This is a genomic window from Phreatobacter sp. AB_2022a (assembly GCF_026847585.1).
Taxonomy (GTDB): domain Bacteria; phylum Pseudomonadota; class Alphaproteobacteria; order Rhizobiales; family Phreatobacteraceae; genus Phreatobacter.
The window spans coordinates 34,696-48,996 of sequence record NZ_JAPSET010000022.1 but is presented as its reverse complement, the minus strand read 5'-3'; the positions used below and the strand labels follow the sequence as shown (position 1 = coordinate 48,996).

The 14,301-nt window shown below is 67.9% G+C and carries 15 protein-coding genes; 9 read left to right on the top strand and 6 right to left on the bottom strand.

Annotation, left to right across the window (positions count from 1 at the left end; all coding sequences use genetic code 11):
• Positions 1-104: 104 nt before the first annotated feature.
• Positions 105-794, bottom strand: a complete 690-nt coding sequence (locus OZ671_RS17040) for a hypothetical protein (protein WP_268861859.1) — start codon at positions 792-794, stop codon at positions 105-107.
• A gap of 268 nt (positions 795-1,062) precedes the next feature.
• Here OZ671_RS17040 and OZ671_RS17035 point away from each other — a divergent pair, with 268 nt between their 5' ends.
• Positions 1,063-2,433 carry a glutamate--cysteine ligase gene (locus OZ671_RS17035; protein WP_268861858.1) on the top strand — a complete coding sequence of 457 codons (1,371 nt, stop codon included), beginning with the start codon at positions 1,063-1,065 and terminating at the stop codon, positions 2,431-2,433.
• A 15-nt stretch (positions 2,434-2,448) separates the two neighbouring features.
• Here the strand turns inward: OZ671_RS17035 and OZ671_RS17030 are convergent, their stop codons facing one another.
• Together OZ671_RS17030 and OZ671_RS17025 are read right to left on the bottom strand one after the other, a co-directional pair.
• Positions 2,449-2,850 (bottom strand): GFA family protein, encoded by a 402-nt coding sequence (locus OZ671_RS17030; RefSeq protein ID WP_038304800.1) that lies wholly within the window; start codon positions 2,848-2,850, stop codon positions 2,449-2,451.
• 13 nt (positions 2,851-2,863) lie between these two features.
• The gene (locus tag OZ671_RS17025; RefSeq protein WP_038304802.1) at positions 2,864-3,745 is read right to left on the bottom strand and encodes a LysR substrate-binding domain-containing protein; all 882 of its coding nucleotides are present in this window, start codon (positions 3,743-3,745) and stop codon (positions 2,864-2,866) included.
• A gap of 197 nt (positions 3,746-3,942) precedes the next feature.
• On the opposite strand from OZ671_RS17025, the gene OZ671_RS17020 reads away from it, so the two are divergent.
• The 3 genes from OZ671_RS17020 to OZ671_RS17010 all read left to right on the top strand — a co-directional run bounded on the left by OZ671_RS17020 (position 3,943) and on the right by OZ671_RS17010 (position 6,199).
• Complete coding sequence (locus OZ671_RS17020) at positions 3,943-4,278, top strand: DUF1127 domain-containing protein (RefSeq protein WP_103169501.1); 336 nt, start codon at positions 3,943-3,945, stop codon at positions 4,276-4,278.
• 248 nt (positions 4,279-4,526) lie between these two features.
• Complete coding sequence (locus tag OZ671_RS17015; protein WP_268861857.1) at positions 4,527-5,303, top strand: sulfite exporter TauE/SafE family protein; 777 nt, start codon at positions 4,527-4,529, stop codon at positions 5,301-5,303.
• Positions 5,300-6,199, top strand: a complete 900-nt coding sequence (locus tag OZ671_RS17010; protein ID WP_268861856.1) for a DMT family transporter — start codon at positions 5,300-5,302, stop codon at positions 6,197-6,199. Before OZ671_RS17015 ends, OZ671_RS17010 begins: the two co-directional genes overlap by 4 nt.
• A gap of 31 nt (positions 6,200-6,230) precedes the next feature.
• Here OZ671_RS17010 and OZ671_RS17005 read toward each other — a convergent pair whose 3' ends face one another.
• Positions 6,231-6,713 (bottom strand): PaaI family thioesterase, encoded by a 483-nt coding sequence (locus OZ671_RS17005; protein WP_268861855.1) that lies wholly within the window; start codon positions 6,711-6,713, stop codon positions 6,231-6,233.
• Between the two features lie 61 nt (positions 6,714-6,774).
• Positions 6,775-7,233, bottom strand: a complete 459-nt coding sequence (locus OZ671_RS17000) for a MarR family winged helix-turn-helix transcriptional regulator (protein WP_268861854.1) — start codon at positions 7,231-7,233, stop codon at positions 6,775-6,777.
• A gap of 283 nt (positions 7,234-7,516) precedes the next feature.
• Between OZ671_RS17000 and groES the strand changes: the two genes are divergently transcribed.
• The 3 genes from groES to OZ671_RS16985 all read left to right on the top strand — a co-directional run bounded on the left by groES (position 7,517) and on the right by OZ671_RS16985 (position 11,286).
• Positions 7,517-7,807, top strand: coding sequence for a co-chaperone GroES (groES, locus tag OZ671_RS16995; protein WP_038304809.1), 291 nt, complete (start codon positions 7,517-7,519; stop codon positions 7,805-7,807).
• Positions 7,808-7,859: 52 nt separating this feature from the next.
• The gene (gene groL / locus OZ671_RS16990) at positions 7,860-9,500 is read left to right on the top strand and encodes a chaperonin GroEL (protein ID WP_038304811.1); all 1,641 of its coding nucleotides are present in this window, start codon (positions 7,860-7,862) and stop codon (positions 9,498-9,500) included.
• A 202-nt stretch (positions 9,501-9,702) separates the two neighbouring features.
• Positions 9,703-11,286, top strand: coding sequence for an ABC transporter substrate-binding protein (locus tag OZ671_RS16985; RefSeq protein ID WP_268861853.1), 1,584 nt, complete (start codon positions 9,703-9,705; stop codon positions 11,284-11,286).
• 58 nt (positions 11,287-11,344) lie between these two features.
• Here the strand turns inward: OZ671_RS16985 and OZ671_RS16980 are convergent, their stop codons facing one another.
• Positions 11,345-11,680: a hypothetical protein gene (locus OZ671_RS16980; protein WP_268861852.1), complete on the bottom strand. Its 336-nt coding sequence runs from the start codon at positions 11,678-11,680 to the stop codon at positions 11,345-11,347.
• 294 nt (positions 11,681-11,974) lie between these two features.
• On the opposite strand from OZ671_RS16980, the gene OZ671_RS16975 reads away from it, so the two are divergent.
• Both OZ671_RS16975 and OZ671_RS16970 read left to right on the top strand, forming a co-directional pair.
• On the top strand, positions 11,975-13,639 hold the full coding sequence (locus tag OZ671_RS16975) for an L-lactate permease (protein ID WP_268861851.1): 1,665 nt from the start codon (positions 11,975-11,977) through the stop codon (positions 13,637-13,639).
• A 234-nt stretch (positions 13,640-13,873) separates the two neighbouring features.
• The gene (locus tag OZ671_RS16970) at positions 13,874-14,281 is read left to right on the top strand and encodes a DoxX family protein (RefSeq protein WP_268861850.1); all 408 of its coding nucleotides are present in this window, start codon (positions 13,874-13,876) and stop codon (positions 14,279-14,281) included.
• Positions 14,282-14,301 lie beyond the last annotated feature (20 nt).

Here is a 14,301-nt window from a genome sequence, read left to right as displayed (position 1 = left end):
CATGCGACCGCTCCGGCGGGCGCGGCTTCGGGCGCTGCCCTGCGCGGTCAGGACTTGACCGGACGCAACCGCGCCCGCGGGCGCGGCTTGGGGCGCTTGCTTGGTCAGGACTTGACCGTGAACGACAGGTCGAACGAGGTCTGCTTGTTGCCCGCCCGGTCGCGCACGGTGGTGCGCACGACATAGTCGCCCGGCTCGACGCCCGAGAAGGAATAGGTGACGTAGATGAAGAACTCGCGGTTGCGCCGGCGGCTGGCGGTGGCGATCGTGTTGAAGGCCTGCTGGGCCACCAGCGGCTGGCCCTCCTTGGTGCGCAGCTCGAAATCGAGCACGATGTCGGTGCGGAACAGGTCGCCGGAGCGGCGCCAGCCCTGGCCGTTGAGCTCGACATAGACAAGCAGCGGCTGGCCGGCCTGGAACGTCGAGGAATCGCGCGGATTGAACACGCCGTAGCCCTGCGGCTCCTCGGCGACGAAGGTGGCGCGGCGGATGGTGAGCGGCATGCGCTCCCAGACCTGAACCGCGGCCTCGTCCAGTGCGTCCAGGGCCTCGGTCGAGCGGCCGGCGCTCGCCGCCTCCTGGGCGCGCCTGAGCTGGGCGGCGATGTCGACCGCGGCCGGGCCGATGGGCACGGGCAGCACGGTGTCGGGCGCCTGCTGCACCGGCGGCACCGCCTGCTGGGCCGGCGCCGGCGGGCTCGCCGGTGCCTGCGCGAGCGCCTGTCCGTGGACGCCGAGCGGCCAGGCGAGAAGGCAGGCGGTGAGCGCGTGGCGGATCAGGGCGGTCGGGTGCATGAGCGGGACGGGCCTCCGGTCGATTCGCTGACCGACGATATCACGGAGCTGCTAGCATGCCCGCCCGGGCGATCTGATGACGGGAACCGGGCGTTTCCACTGGCCCGGACCGCCGCCGGGATGGCTGCAATGTGTCGAACGGGTGGCAGCCGCATGGCAGCGCCCCTTTCGAAATCGTCGCGGCATCGTTATCTCCCCGGACTAGCCCGTCTCCACGGTGCCGTGGTTTGTTGCCCGGCCCGCAATCGCCTTGCCGCAGGACATGCCGATGGCCCGTGACACCGTCGACCTCACCCCGATCGAATCGCGCGACGAACTGGTCGCCTGGATCGAGAAAGGCGTGAAACCGAAGGACCGCTTCCGGGTCGGCACGGAACACGAGAAGTTCGGCTTCTATCGTTCCGACCATAGGCCGGTGCCCTATGAGGGGCCGCGCGGCATTTCCGGCATCCTGAAAGGCATGGAAGGCCTGCTCGGCTGGGAGCCGATCCTCGACGACGGCCACATTATCGGCCTTGCCGACGTCACCGGCGGCGGCGCCATCTCGCTCGAACCGGGCGGCCAGTTCGAGCTGTCGGGCGCGCCGCTCGAGACGCTGCACCAGACCTGCATGGAAGCACATGCCCATTTCGCGCAGGTGCGCGAGATCGCCGATCCCCTGGGCATCGGCTTCCTCGGCCTCGGCATGAGCCCGAAATGGTCGAGAGCCGAGACGCCGGCCATGCCGAAGTCGCGCTACCAGATCATGACCCGCTACATGCCGAAGGTCGGCCAGCTCGGCCTCGACATGATGTACCGGACCTCGACGGTGCAGGCCAATCTCGACTTCGCCTCCGAGGCCGACATGGTCAAGAAGCTGCGGGTTTCGCTCGCCTGGCAGCCGGTCGCCACCGCGATCTTCGCCAATTCGCCGTTCACCGAAGGCAAGCTCAACGGCTATCTGTCGTTTCGCTCGGCGGTCTGGCTCGATACCGACAACGACCGCGCGGGCATGTTGCCCTTCGCCTTCGAGGACGGCATGGGGTTCGAGCGTTATGTCGACTATGCGCTCGACGTACCGATGTATTTCGTCAAGCGCGGCGACACCTATCACGACGTCGCCGGCCAGTCGTTCCGCGACCTGATGGCCGGCAGGCTCGCCGCGCTGCCGGGCGAGCGGGCGGTTCTGTCCGACTGGGTGAACCATCTCGGCACGATCTTCCCGGAGGTCCGCCTGAAGCGCTACCTGGAAATGCGCGGCGCCGATTCCGGCCCGCTGTCGCGCATCGTCGCCCTGCCCGCTCTGTTCGTCGGCCTGCTCTATGACGACGGCGTGCTCGACGCGGCCTGGGAACTGGTCAAGCACTGGAATGCCGCCGAGCGCCAGAAGCTGCGCGAGGACGTGCCGAAGCTCGGCTTCAAGGCGGAGATCGGCGGCCTGAGCGTGCACGAGCTCGCCCGCGAAATGCTGACCCTGGCGCGTACGGGCCTGCGCCGGCGCGCGCGCCTCGACCGCAATGGCGGCGACGAGACACGCTATCTCGACCCGATCCAGGCGATCGTCGAGGACGGCCGCACGCCGGCCGAGACGCTGATCGAAAAATATCTCGGCCCCTGGCAGGGCCAGGTCGACCCGGTCTTCGACGAACTCGCCTACTGACGGCCGGCGGCGCGCTCAGGGCTCCGGCCGGCGCGGCCCTGGCCAGGTCGCGGGCGCGGCCGGGTCGACGACGGTCATGCCGATGCCCTCGGTCGCCCGCACCGGCAGGGCCGAGGCGTCGAAACCGTCGAGGCAGAAGACGTTGACGCCGTAATGATCGGGCGCGGCGCGCTTGCGATGAAAGGTGTAGATGCCGCAGCGCGAGCAGAAATAGTGCCGGGCGCGCCGCGTGTTCCATTCATAGAGCGTCAGCACGTCGACACCCGACAGAATGGTCAATTCGCTCTCGTGAACCTTGACCATCAGGGCGTTACGCTTGACGCAGAGCGAGCAGTCGCAGGTCGTCATCTCGACCGGCTCGGCATCGAGCCGGAACGAAACCGCGCCGCAATGACAGGATCCGAAATGACGCGCCATGGCCGGCCCGGGGCTATTCCGCGGCCTGGGCGTGCTCGCTCAGATTGTCGAGGCCGGAGACGACGTGATCGGCGAGCGCGTCGGCGAGAGCCGACATTTCATGCGGATTGCGCAGAAGGGCGATCCTGACGCTCGGCAGGGCGGGAAAGCCGTCCGCGGCCTGCAGCACGCGCATGCCCGGTCGCAGCGCGGATTCCGGCAGGACCGACACGGCCAGGCCGGCCATGACCGCGGCACCGACCGCCGTCGAGTTCCAGCTCGCATAGAGAATGCGATAGGCGCGGCCGGCGCTTTCCAGCCGCTCGGTCGCAGCGCGCCGCCAGTCGCAGGTCGGCCGGCCGACGGCCAGCGGCACCGGGTCGTCGCAATGGACCGAGGTGCGCGCCGAGGCCACCCACAGGAGCTGTTCGCGCCGGAACACCAGGGCCGGCCCCTTTTCGGGACGATGGGTGATGATCGCAATATCGAGATCGTTCGCCTGGATCCGCTCGGCCAGCATGGACGAGGGCTCGCAGACCACCGTCACCTCGGCGCGCGGATTGGAGCGCGAGAAGCGCGCCAGGATTTCCGGCAGGTAGCGATCGGCATAGTCGTCGGGCACGCCGAGCCGGACCCGGCCGGTCAGCTCCGCGCCCGAAAAGGCCGAAACCGCCTCCATGTTCAGCTTGACGATGCGCCGGGCATAGTCCAGCAGCCGCTCACCGTCCTCGGTCAGCCGGGACGCCCGGCCGTCGCGCTCGAACAGCGGCTTGCCGATGCGCTCTTCCAGCCGCTTCATCTGCATCGACACCGCCGACTGGGTCTTGAACACCACATCGGCGGCGCGCGTGAAGCTGCCGGTATCGGCGATGGCCATGAAGGTCCTGAGCTGGTCGATATCGAGAAGAATGGCCATGGCAGCGCCCGAACGAAGATCGCATCAGCAGATATGATGGGAGACATTAAAAACATTCGCTTCAATGATCAATGGCCCCATGAGACTATAATCACATCGGAAAGCGTCCACTCGCTCGGGTGATTCCCGGCCGTGCGTGCCCCCCGGCACGGGCGTCAGCTTCCGTTTGTCCGCACGCTGTCAGAAGGAGACACGCCATGGCTATGATCACCGCAACGCTCGCTTCCGCCCTCATTCAGGTCGCGGCGGTCACGCGTCGCCAGGTCGAGGCGGTCAAATCCTGGCGCCAGGCGCGGCGCGACTATGCGGCTCTTTGCGAGATGGACGACAACACCCTGGCCGATCTCGGCCTGTCGCGGGGGGATCTTCGCGATGCCACCGCGGCGGGATTCTTCGGAGATCCGACGGTGATCGTCGCGACCCGTGCGGCCGAACGAGGCCATGGCCGCCGGCCGCAGCCGGCCGCGCTCGTCGGGCCCTCGCTCGTTCCCGACGTCGCCTCGCCGCTCGCCCGCGTCGCCCCCTGCAATTGACCGGCGCGGACATTCCGCACCCGTACAGCCTTTCCTCCCGCTCCCTGGATCGCGCGCCCTTCGCCGCGCGCGGCCCAGCTCCGTCCCGGAAGCCGGCCGTCCCCTCGTCCGTGGCCGGGACATCCTCGAGCCGCCGTGGCCTGCCACGGCGGCTTTTTTCCGTCGCCGGCCGGACCGATGCGACGCATGGTTGCACCGCCCGCGCCGACCTATCGCGAATCCTCGCACCCCGTTAGCAATCGCCAGTCATGTTCGCGGCCCTTCCCTCCGATCCGGTCTTTTACGCCGTGGGCATCGCGGCCACCTTCCTGATGGGGCTCGGCAAGGGCGCCTTCGGCGGCGGCCTCGCCATTCTCGGCATACCGCTGCTGGCGCTGGTCATGGACCCGATCGAAGCCTCGATCGTCACCGCGCTGCTCGTCGCCTTCATGGACATCTTCGCGATCGGCAGCTTCCCGCGCGGCGCCTGGTCGAAGCCGGATCTCGTCTGGCTGCTGCCGGGCCTTGCCGGCGGCACCTTCATCGGCTTCCTGGTGTTCGAACACGTCGACAGGCGCTGGCTCGCCCTCATCATCGCGCTCGTGACGCTGGCCTTCACCCTGCGCTATTTCCTGAAATCCGGCGCCGGCCGGCCGGACCTGCCGGTCGCGCCGCGGCTGGCGCTCGCCGCCGGGATCGGCACCGGCTTCACCACCTATATCGCCCATGCCGGCGGGCCGCCGCTCGCCATGTATCTGTTGCGCCGCGACATCACCAAGACCGCCTATGCGGCGACCACGGTCGTGGTCTTCATGATGGGCAACCTGATCAAGCTGCCGGGCTTCGTCTATTCCGGGCTCGACCACCCGGCGGTTTTCGGCAAGGCTCTGGCGCTCGCGCCCGTCGTGCCGATCGGGGTGTTCGTCGGCCGGCATCTCAACGACCGGCTGTCGCGCGAAAAACTCTACGGACTCTGCTATGGCCTGGTCGGGATCGCCGGCGCCAAGCTGCTTGTCGATGCGATCCGCGCGCTATGGCCGACATGACCACTCAGTCCGACACGTCCCGTCCGATGAATCTCGCCTCGCCGATGCCATTCCTGGTCGGCGCTTTCGGCATTCTGCTGCTGGCGGTCATGGATGCGCTGATCAAGGGGGTGGCGGCGCAGCACCCGACGTCGCAGATCGTGTTCATGCGCTTCGCCTGCGGCCTGCCCTGGGCGGTCCTGGCGCTGTTCGTGCTGAAACCGCCGGTCCCGGACGGGGCCATGGTGCGCGCCCATCTCCTGCGCGGCCTTCTCGTCGTCTTCACCGCGGGCCTGTTCTTCTACGCCCTCGCCAAGCTCGAGCTCGCCGAGGCGATCACCCTCGCCTTCCTGTCGCCGCTCTTCCTCGCCCTGCTCGCCGCGCTGATCCTGAAGGAGCCGATCCCGCCAGCCGTGCTGATCGCCATCGTGGTCGGCTTCCTCGGCATGGCGGTGATCGTCGCCGGCAAGGTCGGCGGCGGAGTGCTCGACCTTGCCCGCGTGCTCGGCATCGGTGCCGCCATCCTCAGCGCCTTCTTCTATGCGGCCAACCTCGTCCTGCTGCGCAAGCGCGCCCAGACCGACGCGCTCGGCCTGATCGTGCTGTTCCAGAACCTGTTTCCGATGCTGATGATCGCGCCCTTCGCCTACCTGGTCTGGGAGGCGCCCGATCCGCGATCGTGGCTCATCTTCGCCGCCATCGGCCTGATCGGGCTCGGCGGCCATCTGTGCATGGCCTGGGCCTTCGCCCGGGCCCAGGCCGGCCCGCTCGGCGTGCTCGAATATACCGCCCTCGTCTGGGGGTCGGCGATCGGCTACCTCGCCTTCGGCGAAGTGCCGAGCTGGACCACCTGGGCGGGCGCGGCGCTGATCATCGCCGCCTGCCTCGCCGTCGCCCGGCGCCAGATCCGCAAGTGACGGGCGTGCCGGCCGCCGCCTGACACGGCGTTCAGGCCGCCGGCGGCCGCGCCTCGAAGATCAGGCAGGTCTCGGTGCCGTGGGCGATCAGCCGGCCCTTGGCGTCGGTCAGCCGCGCTTCCGAGGTCGCGATGCGGCCGCCGGCGTGAACCACCTTGCCCTCGCAGCGCAGCGGTCCGGAATCGGGCATCAGGGCCCGGTCGTAGTTCACCTTCATCTCGACCGTCGTATAGCCCTGGCCGGCCTTGATGATGGTATGGACCGCGCAGCCGAGCGCCGAATCCAGAATGGTCGCGTGCCAGCCGCCGTGAATCGTGCCGAGCGGGTTGAAGAAGTCGGCGGTCGGCGTGCCCTCGAACACGCAGCGCCCGGGTTCCGCCTCGGTCAGAATGAACCCCATCGTACGCGAGATCGGCGGGGCCGGCAGGCGCCGCTCCAGCATGCCGCGCAGGAAATCGATGCCGTCCTGGCTCACTGCTTCATGGGTCGGGACGACCCCATATTCAACCGTCATGATTCACCTATCGTGTAAATGCACGATATGGACGTCCCATTCGACGGTCAAGCGGCCCGGTTCAGGCTTCGCGCGCTTTCAACGTCTTGCGGATCGCACGCAGGCCCTCGCGCGTATCGTGCCAGAGCGCGGCGCCGACGGCCCCCTCCATGCGGGCGTGCTCGGCCTCCCACAAGGGAATGGCGGCGGAGAGCCGGCCGATGCCGGTCTCGGTCAGGGCCGGCCGCATGGCCCGGCCGGGGCCGCTGACCACCGAGACCAGCCCCGAAGCCTCGAGCCGCTTCAGGTTGCGCGTCATCGTGGTGCGATCGAGCGCGAGCGCGTCGGACAATGCGGTCACCGAGCAGATCTCGCCCGAAGCGAGCGCGGCGAGAATGTTGAACTGGGTCACCTCGATGCCGAGCGGCGCCAGCACCCGGTTATAGGCGCGGGTGATGGCATGAGCGGTCATGCGGGTCTGGAAGCAGATGCAGGAGCGCGCGATGCGCGTCAGCGTCGCTTTGTCGGGAGCCGTCGTCATGGCGTCACGATCCGGCGAGACAAGAGCCGCGTCAAGCTGCCGAAAGCCGGGGAGGTCTGCACCCGGCCGCCGGCGGGCGAACGCCCCTGAAGCGGCCCGAGCCGGAAAATTCGATGAACGCGCGTTAACCACGTTACGGGCGCTTCTTGACTCTCCCAATCCATGTGCCTATCTCGGCGACCAGTTGTTAGCAGTCGGCGATGACGAGTGCTAACAACCCGGCCCTCAAGGCCGGCACGCCATTCCGCGGCCCATGCGCCGCCCATGTCAGGGACCATAACCCATGAAGTTCCGTCCGCTGCACGACCGCGTGGTCGTTCGTCGCCTGGAGTCCGAAGAGAAGACCAAAGGCGGCATCATCATCCCGGACACCGCCAAGGAAAAGCCGCAGGAAGGCGAAGTGATCGCCGTCGGCCCGGGCGGCCGCGATGAGGCCGGCAAGCTGGTCGCCCTCGACGTGAAGAAGGGCGACAAGGTGCTGTTCGGCAAGTGGTCGGGCACGGAAGTGAAGATCGACGGCGTCGACCTCCTGATCATGAAGGAGAGCGACATCATGGGCGTGATCGGCAAGTAATCCGGCCCAACCAAGCCCTCTCACACACTATTTCCGACAGGAGTTTAGCCCCATGGCTGCCAAGGACGTGAAATTCGCCCAGGACGCCCGCGAGAAAATGCTGCGCGGCGTCGACATCCTCGCCGAAGCCGTCAAGGTGACGCTCGGCCCGAAGGGCCGCAACGTCGTCATCGAGAAGTCGTTCGGCGCCCCGCGCATCACCAAGGACGGCGTCACCGTCGCCAAGGAGATCGAGCTCGCCGACAAGTTCGAGAACATGGGCGCCCAGATGGTCCGTGAGGTCGCCTCCAAGACCAACGACCTCGGCGGCGACGGCACCACCACCGCCACCGTTCTCGCCCAGGCCATCGTCCGCGAAGGCGCCAAGTACGTCGCCGCCGGCATGAACCCGATGGACCTGAAGCGCGGCGTCGACACCGCGGTCACCGAGGTCGTCAAGACCCTCGAGAAGTCGGCCAAGAAGGTGAAGTCCTCGGCCGAGGTCGCCCAGGTCGGCACCATCTCGGCGAACGGCGACAAGCTGATCGGCGACATGATCGCCAACGCCATGCAGAAGGTCGGCAACGAGGGCGTCATCACTGTCGAGGAGGCCAAGAGCCTCGACACCGAGGTCGACATCGTCGAAGGCATGCAGTTCGACCGCGGCTACCTGTCGCCCTACTTCATCACCAATGCCGACAAGATGATCGCGGATCTCGAGGATGCCTACATCCTCATCCACGAGAAGAAGCTGACCGGCCTGCAGGCCATGCTGCCGGTGCTGGAATCGGTCGTTCAGACCGGCAAGCCGCTGGTGATCGTCGCCGAGGACGTGGAAGGCGAAGCGCTCGCCACCCTCGTCGTCAACAAGCTGCGCGGCGGCCTGAAGGTCGCGGCCGTGAAGGCTCCGGGCTTCGGTGATCGCCGCAAGGCGATGCTCGAGGACATCGCGATCCTCACCGGCGGCCAGGTCATCTCCGAAGACCTGGGCATCAAGCTTGAGAACGTCACCCTCCAGATGCTCGGCCGCGCCAAGAAGGTGCTGATCGAGAAGGAGAAGACGACGGTCGTCGACGGCGCCGGCAAGAAGAAGGACATCGAAGGCCGCATCGGCCAGATCAAGGCGCAGATCGAGGAGACCACCTCGGACTACGACCGCGAGAAGCTGCAGGAGCGCCTGGCCAAGCTCGCCGGCGGCGTTGCGGTGATCAAGGTCGGCGGCGCGACCGAGGTCGAGGTGAAGGAGAAGAAGGATCGCGTTGACGACGCGCTCAACGCCACCCGCGCGGCCGTGCTGGAAGGCATCGTCCCCGGCGGCGGCGTCGCTCTGCTCCGCGCCAAGGCCAATGTCGCCAAGCTGAAGTCGGAGAACGCCGACGTCCAGGCCGGCATCAACATCGTGCTCAAGGCGATCGAAGCGCCGATCCGCCAGATCGTCGAGAACGCCGGTGTCGAGGGCTCGATCGTCGTCGGCAAGATCCTGGAGAACAAGTCGGCCACCTACGGCTTCAACGCCCAGGCGGAAGAGTATGTCGACATGTTCGACGCCGGCATCGTCGACCCGGTGAAGGTCGTCCGCACCGCGCTGCAGAACGCCGCTTCGGTGTCCTCGCTGCTGATCACCACCGGCGCCATGATCGCCGAGGCTCCGAAGAAGGATGCCCCGGCTCCGGCGATGCCGGGCGGCGGCGGCATGGGCGGCATGGACTTCTGATCCAGCCCATCCGGCTCGAAATCCAAGGAAAGGGGCGCCTCGCGGCGCCCCTTTTCGTTGTCGGGGCCGCAGCCGCCTCCCGGCGTTCCGTCGCAGGGCTGGTGCGCCATTGGCAGCGGCGGCGCGACGTGGGAGGTTCGCGCCTTCCACGCGGGGCGTTCGCCCTCGCGCCCGACATTCCGCATCTGACATGGAGACAACAATGCGACGCCGCAGCTTCCTCACCGGAGCCCTCGCCGCGGCCGCCCTGCCGCGTGCCGCCTTCGCGCAGACGGCGCGGGCGAGCGTCCTGAAATATGTGCCCCAGGCCGATCTCACCGTGCTCGACCCGATCGGCACCACCGCCTATGTCACCCGCCACCACGCGCTCATGGTCTATGACCAGCTCTACGGCCTCGACAGCCAGCTTCGGCCGCAGCCGCAGATGGTCGAGGGCCACACCGTGGAGGAGGACGGCAAGCGCTGGACCTTCAAGCTGCGCGACGGGCTGAAGTTCCACGACGGCGAGCCGGTGCGCGGCCGCGACTGCGTCGCCTCGATCAAGCGCTGGGCGGCGCGCGACGCGCTCGGCCAGGCCCTGATGGCGCGCGTCGCCGACATGTCGGCCCCCGACGACCGAAGCTTCGTCATCCGCCTGACCAAGCCGTTCGGCGCGCTGCTCGACGCGCTCGCCAAGGTCGGCCCGCCGGCGCTCGTGGTGATGCCGGAGCGCTTCGCCAATACCGACCCGTTCAAGCCGATCACCGAGGCGATCGGCTCCGGCCCGTTCAAATGGGTGCCGGGCGAGCGCCTGGTCGGCGCCCGCGCGGTCTACGAGAAGTTCGACGGCTACCGGCCGCGCGAGGGCGGCACGCCCGACTGGCTGTCGGGCCCGAAGATCGTCAATTTCGATCGGGTCGAATGGCTCGTCATGCCGGACCCGGCGACAGCCTCCGGGGCGCTGCAGAGCGGCGAAGCGGACTGGTGGGAGAACCCGCCGAACGACCTGCTGCCGCCGCTCGAGCGCAACCGCAACATCGTCTCCGAACAGCTCAACCCGCTCGGCATCATGGGCACCGGCATCTTCAATTGCCTCCACCCGCCCTTCGACAAGCCGGCAGTGCGCCGGGTCGTGCTGGAAGCCATGTCGCAGGCCGATTTCATGACCTCGGTCGCCGGCACCGACACCAGCATGTGGCGCGAAGGCGTCGGCATCTTCCCGCCCGGCACGCCGATGGCGAGCGATGTCGGCCTCGACGCGATCACCTCGAAGCGCGACATGCCGGCGCTGCGGGAGAAGCTGAAGCAGGCCGGCTATCAGGGCGAGAAGGTCGTGCTGATGTCGGCGAGCGACCAGTCCTCGCTCGCCGCCATCGGCGAGGTCGGCCACGACCTGCTGCGCCAGCTCGGCATGAACGTCGAGTTCGTCGTGTCCGACTGGGGCACGCTGGTGCAGCGGCGCGGCAAGAAGGAGCCACCCTCGCAGGGCGGCTGGAACATGTTCCACACCACGTGGCTCGGCCTCGACGTGGTCAATCCAGCGGTCATGCAGCCGCTCAGGGCCAACGGCGCCAAGGCCTGGTTCGGCTGGCCGGACATCCCCGACCTGCAGCGCCTCATCGATGCCTGGCTCGACGCCCCGGACACCGAGGCGCAGAAGCGCGTCGCCGCCGACATCCAGAAGGTGGCGCTGGAACAGGTGCCGTTCCTGCCGACCGGCCAGTACTTCTCGAAGTCGGTTTATCGGCGCAACGTCACGGGCATCCTGAAGGGCCAGATCGTGTTCTGGAACGCCCGCCGCGCCTGATCCCCTGCCGGTGCCGGCCGTCCCGTGCGGCCGGCACCGCCTGCCCGCATCGCCCGGGTCAGCCGCAGCTCACGCTGCGCACGATGTTGCGTTCGTCGAGACCGAAGGTCAGCCGGTTCGGCCGGTAGTCGTGGGTGCACATCATGCAGTAGCGCACCTGGATGGCGGCCGGGGCGCGAAAACGCGCACGTGCCAGGCGCGCCGGCTGGCCGACATGCCGCCGCGCCAGCGGCAGCGCGCGCCGGCAGGCCGCCTCCCCGGCACGGAAGCCGGGCATGTGCGGTCGAAAACCGGGAGCCGCCGGCTGGGCGGCGGCCGGTCCGGACGCCACAATGGCGGTCCCGGCGAGCAGCAAGGCGAGCGCCGCGGCGCGGATCCACAAGACCTTCATCATCGACCTGTCCTTCAATGCAATGAGCCGGGCGGCAACGGTGCCGAAGCCGCGGCGATCCTTTTCGCGCCGCCGCGCGGCAGCAATACGCCCAGTGCAGTTGCTGCGACATTTTGCCCACCCTAGCCTTACGGCAGCCGAATCTGCGCCTGACACCGGAGCGGATGCCGTCCGCACCGATCGTCGCAGCCGCAGGTCCTGCAAAAAGAGGGGGCGACGGTCGCCACGGGTCGTCCCGACGAGAATCAAAGCCTTAGGCCCGTGGCGAAGCCATGAGGGGACAGGGAGGTCTCGCCGATGTGGAACCAGGTCTACGACCCGTTCAACAATGCCGTGCTGTCGACAATAGCCGCCGCCGTGCCGGTGGTGACGCTGCTGGTGCTGATCGCCAGCGGCAAGGTGAAGGCCCATATCGCGGCGATCGTCGCGCTCGTCCTCGCCAATCTGGTGGCGATCTTCCTGTTCACCATGCCGGCCAACATGTCGATCCGCGCCTCGCTGCTCGGCATCGTCACCGGCTTCTTCCCGATCGGCTGGATCGTGCTCAACGTCATTTTCCTCTACCAGGTGACGGTGAGGACCGGCCGCTTCGAGCTGCTCCAGCGCGCGATCGCCGGCGTCACGCCCGACCGGCGCCTGCAGCTCCTGCTCATCGCCTTCGCCTTCGGCGCCTTCTTCGAGGGCGCCTCGGGCTTCGGCACGCCGGTCGCGGTCACCGGCGCCGTCCTCATCGGCCTCGGCTTCTCGCCGCTCGCCGCCTCCGGCCTGTCGCTGATCGCCAATACCGCTCCGGTCGCCTACGGCGCGCTCGGCACGCCGATCGCCGGCCTTGCCCAGGTCACCGGCTTCGACCCCTATGTGCTCGGCGCCATGGTCGGCCGGCAATTGCCGTTCTTCTCGGTGATCGTGCCGTTCTGGCTGATCTGGGCTTTCGCCGGCTGGCGCGGCATGAAGGAGGTCTGGCCGGCGGTGCTGGTCACCGGCGTCTCCTTCGCGGTGCCGCAGTTCCTCATCTCCAACTACATCAATCCCTGGATCGTCGACATCGGCGCATCGCTGATCTCGATGGCCTGTCTCATCGGCTTCCTGAAAGTGTGGCAGCCGCGCGAGCTCTGGCTGTCGCCGGCCCTGCGCACGCGCGACGATTCCGCCGCCACCATGGCTGCCGCCAAGCCGATCGACACGACGCCGCTGACCAGCCAGCAATTGTGGGGCGCGCTGCTGCCCTGGATCATCGTCTGCATCGTCATGCTGATCTGGGGCACCGGCTGGTTCAAGAGCGTCGTCAATCCGATCTTCACCTGGAACTATCCGGTCCCCGAACTGCACAACATGATCAACAAGGTGGCGCCGGTGGCCGCGCGGCCGACGCCGGAAGGCGCGGTCTTCGCCTTCACCTACATGTCGTTCACCGGCACCGGCATGCTGATCGCAGCGATCATTTCCGGCGTCCTGATGGGCGTCTCGCCGGGCGGCATGCTGGCCGAATACGGCCGGACGCTGAAGCGCTGCGCGACCTCGCTGATCACCATCTCGGCCATGCTGGCGATCGGCACGCTCACCCGCCTGTCCGGGCTCGATGCGACGCTCGGCCTCGCCTTCGCCGCGACCGGCCTGCTCTACCCGTTCTTCGGCACCCTGCTCGGCTGGCTCGGCGTGGCGCTGACCGGTTCGGACACCGCCTCCAACGTGCTGTTCGGCAACCTGCAGAAGATCACCTCCGAACAGCTCGGCATCTCGCCGATCCTGATGAGCGCGGCCAATTCATCCGGCGGCGTCATGGGCAAGATGATCGACGCCCAGTCGATCGTGGTCGCCTCGACGGCCACCAACTGGTTCGGGCATGAAGGCTCGATCCTGCGCTACGTGTTCTGGCATTCGATCGTGCTCGCCTGTCTCGTCGGCGTGCTCGTCATGCTGCAGGCCTATGTCTGGCCGTTCAGCGCCATGGTGCTGAAGTAGCATTGGGCGAATGGGGAGTGGCGAATAGCGGATGGGGGGACTCCAAGCCAATTGGAGTGCCTCCACCCCGCATCCGCCGCGTGCAGGGGCGCACTCCACCACTCGCCATTCGCCACCCACCCACCTGCGACATCCTGCCGCATGCCGGGGTGATCGTGGCGTCGTCCCGACTCACAGACAGTCACTGTGTTTTGCGGCCGGCAGCGGCCGCCTGGGCGGCTCGTGGGGATCGTCATGCTCGACAAACTGTTCGACAATGCGGCGCTGAACAACCTGATCAGGCTCGCCGCGCGCGTCCTGATCGCAGCGATCTTCATCCAGGCCGGCTTCAACAAGATCCCCGGCTATGCCGGCACGGCCGGCTACATGGCCTCGGCGGGCGTGCCGAGCGCGCTGCTGCCGCTGGTCATCGCTGTCGAGCTCGTCGGCGGCCTGATGATCCTCGTCGGCTTCCAGACGCGGCTCGTCGCCTTCCTGCTCGCCGGCTTCTGCCTGCTGTCGGCCTGGCTGTTCCACTTCCAGCCCGGCAATACCGGCCAGATGCTGCAGTTCATGAAGAATCTGGCGATTGCCGGCGGCTTCCTGCAGATGGTCGCGACCGGGCCGGGCGCCTGGTCGGTCGACGGCCGCGGCCGGAGCTGAGAGCAGCGCTGCGGGCGGCG